Source organism: Mesorhizobium sp. M2A.F.Ca.ET.067.02.1.1, assembly GCF_004023285.1.
Lineage (GTDB): Bacteria > Pseudomonadota > Alphaproteobacteria > Rhizobiales > Rhizobiaceae > Mesorhizobium.
In genome coordinates this window covers 1-2,929 of sequence record NZ_RZSB01000750.1, presented here as the reverse complement: position 1 = coordinate 2,929, position 2,929 = coordinate 1, and the positions used below count along the sequence as shown (strand labels likewise).

The following is a 2,929-nucleotide window of genomic DNA, read 5'->3' as shown; positions in this document are numbered from 1 at the left end:
TTCCTTAACCAGGCTGGAATCCGAAGCCGGCCCCATCAGGCGCGAATATTCGGTGAAGACGCTGGCCGTCATCGGCTCGGTCACCTTCCAGGTGATCGCGCCGCCGAGGCCCGCCGATTTCACACCGCCGCCCGGATGGTAGTCGCTCAGGCCCGAAGCAGCCGCTTCCTTGGCGTTGACGCCGTAATAGGCGTCGAAATAGTTGGATGACGCGAAGGAGACGCGCGGACCGCCGGAGATGCGGACCGTCGGCGTGATGTCGTAGAACGCGTCGGCCGCGATGTCGGCAACGAAGCCGTTGTGTGAGCGGATGCCGTGCCGCAGTTCGGCCCGCGCCCTCACCCAATCCAACGGATAGAACTCGAAGAAGCCGCCAACTTCACCGCCGAAGCGCACCGGGTCGAGACCCTGGAGTTCGTCCTTGCTGGTGCGATGGAACAGGAACTTGCCGGTCAGGCCGGCGCGCACGGAGCCGTCGTCGACCAGGGCCAGCGAGATGTTGTCGTTGCGCGAGGTGAAGCGCGCCTGCGGACCGACCTTGCCGAGCGAGATGATCGGCTGGGCGCTGAACATATATTTCTTGCCGCCCTCGAAATTCGGCGCGACGAGGCCGGTGGCGCCGAGCGTCAGGTACCAGTCGCCGGATATCCAGCTGCCCTCGCCCGCCTGTGCGACAGACGCGGTGAACAGACATGTGGCGACGGCCAGCGGAATCGTCCCGACAATACGCATCGTCACCCCTTACGCGAAACGTGCCGGCAAGACCATCCGCCGACGCTCAAGCCATGCCGTGCGTTCGGTAAAATTTGACTTAAAATCGCAACATCGGACTGAAAGGCCAACTAGCCGACACGCCGGTTGCGGCGCAAGCTCTCTATCAGATCGCAGGCCGCTTCCAGTCCGCCGGTAAGCGGGTTTGACGAGCCGTAAGCAAGGGCCGCCTGATGCCATTGCACGCGTACTGCCGTGTCGTCGGCTTTCCGGACCGCCTGTCGCCAGATTTCAGGATCGTCGTGATTGGCCACGACCAGCCCCGCCCCGCTGGCTTCGACATATTTTGCATATCCGCAGGCGGCCGACGCGATGACCGGCAGGCCATTTGCGAGCGCCTCGAGAATCACCGTGCCGGTATTTTCCAGGCGCGCCGGGTGCAGCATGAAATCGCTCGCGACCACAACCGCCGGGATGTCCTCCTGGATGCCCAGCAGGATGACCCGGTTCGACATGCCGGACTTGGCAATCAGGCCGCGAAGCCGGATTTCCTCCTCGCTGTTTTCGCGAAGACCGGCTACCAGCCAGTGGATGTCCGGGAACGGCTGCAGCGCCTTCACCGCCCGGTCGAGACCCTTCACTTTCATTCTGTTGGCGATGCTCAAGGCAATGACGGCCTGGCGGGGAAGCCCGAAACGATCGCGGATTTCATTGCGGTCGCCGGCCAGCAACTCCGGCCGGCGGCGTTTCGGATCGAGCGTCGGTCCGACAACATGGATGCGCGATTCCTCGGTTCGCCAGAAGTCGCGGTAAAGCGCTGCCTGGTGCGCGCTGAGCGCAATGATCTGCACGGCGCTGCCGGGCGCAAAAATCATCGATTCGAGCTTTTGCTGGCGAATGAAGCGAGGCGAAAACGGCCGCCACCAGCCGAGCTTCGAGGCAAAATAGGGCGGGTCGCCGGCATAGTAGATGTCCAGGCCCGCCATCTTGTTGAAACCGACCACGCAGTCGAAATCCCGCCTGGCCGTCAGCAGCGTCTTTCCCAGTGCAAATTCGGTGCCCGGGTTGGAGAGAACCCGTGCCGGATGGACTGTTATCGTCGCCGAACTCTCGACATGACCAACCTGGCGCGTCGTCAGGATCGTCACGCTATGGCCGCGCGCGACCAGTCGGTCGCTGATATTCAGACAATCCCTCTGCAAACCCCCGTTCATAAAGAGGGCAGAGATTGCACAGCAGATTCTCATCACATGTTCCGGAGCGCCGCCCACCCCCAAGATCGACGGAGAGAGACTCCGGGTGCGCCCCAGACTTCTCCACTCAAACAAACACGCCGGGCGCTCAAATGTTGGTCGTGTTGAAAAGACGCATATGCTGTATATAGCGGCTTATCAAGAGACTTGGATGCTGTAGCATTGGGGCTGTCCAAAAAAGAAATCAACCGGATCGCGATTATGAAGATGCCGTGGATTAATTGTGGCTGCCACGCCGGCTTCGCCTGAAAGCTGCCATACCCGTGCCAAAGGCCCTGCGGGAATACAACTGGCGGCAATGGCTGAGAATGCAGCCGCTGACACATGCCATCAAGACCGCCCGTTACCGGAAGATCGACCGGAGATTCCTGAGCCTGCCGGCCAAGGCGGGGGACATAGCGGGCATCCGCGATATCGCCCGGGGTCGCGATGTGCTGCTCACCATCGCCTTCGGCGATGCCCAATGTCTCGATCTGCAGGTGCGGCTGGCCAGGGGACTTGTCCGTCACGACCTCCACATCGTGGCCGACAACAGCATCAGCGAAGCTGCCGCGGACGAGAACAGGCAGGTATGCGCGGCCCGAGGCATTCCCTATGTCTGGCTGCCGGCCAATCCATGGACCGTGAAAAACCCGAGCAGGTCCCACGGCGCGGCGCTCAACTGGATGTGGCGCAATATCCTGAAGCCGGCCGCCCCGGCCGCGTTCGGATTTCTGGACCAGGATCTCTTCCCGACGCAGCCATGCGACCCCTTTGCGCCTCTTCAAGATGTGGCGTTCTACGGCGACCTGCGCCGAGCGGGCGCGCGCTGGTATTTGTGGGCGGGCTATTGTTTCTTCCGCTTCGACGCCGTCGCCCGCAAGCCTCTCGATTTCGGGCTCGACTGGTTCGCCGGCCTCGATACCGGCGGGGCCAACTTGGGGGCGCTCTTTCCGGGTGTGGACCTGTACGCGCTGCCGCAACGG

General features: G+C 62.4%; 3 protein-coding genes. 1 reads left to right on the top strand and 2 read right to left on the bottom strand.

The window, feature by feature from the left end:
- Together EOA28_RS31195 and EOA28_RS31190 are read right to left on the bottom strand one after the other, a co-directional pair.
- A partial coding sequence (locus tag EOA28_RS31195) for a MipA/OmpV family protein (protein ID WP_148670966.1) occupies positions 1 to 732 on the bottom strand: 732 nt, incomplete at its 3' end.
- 110 nt (positions 733 to 842) lie between these two features.
- Entirely contained in the window at positions 843 to 1,982 is a 1,140-nt protein-coding gene (locus EOA28_RS31190; RefSeq protein ID WP_127251593.1) for a glycosyltransferase family 4 protein, read from the bottom strand.
- A 290-nt stretch (positions 1,983 to 2,272) separates the two neighbouring features.
- Here EOA28_RS31190 and EOA28_RS31185 point away from each other — a divergent pair.
- Positions 2,273 to 2,929: hypothetical protein (locus tag EOA28_RS31185; RefSeq protein ID WP_128315634.1), on the top strand; the 657-nt coding region annotated here is incomplete at its 3' end.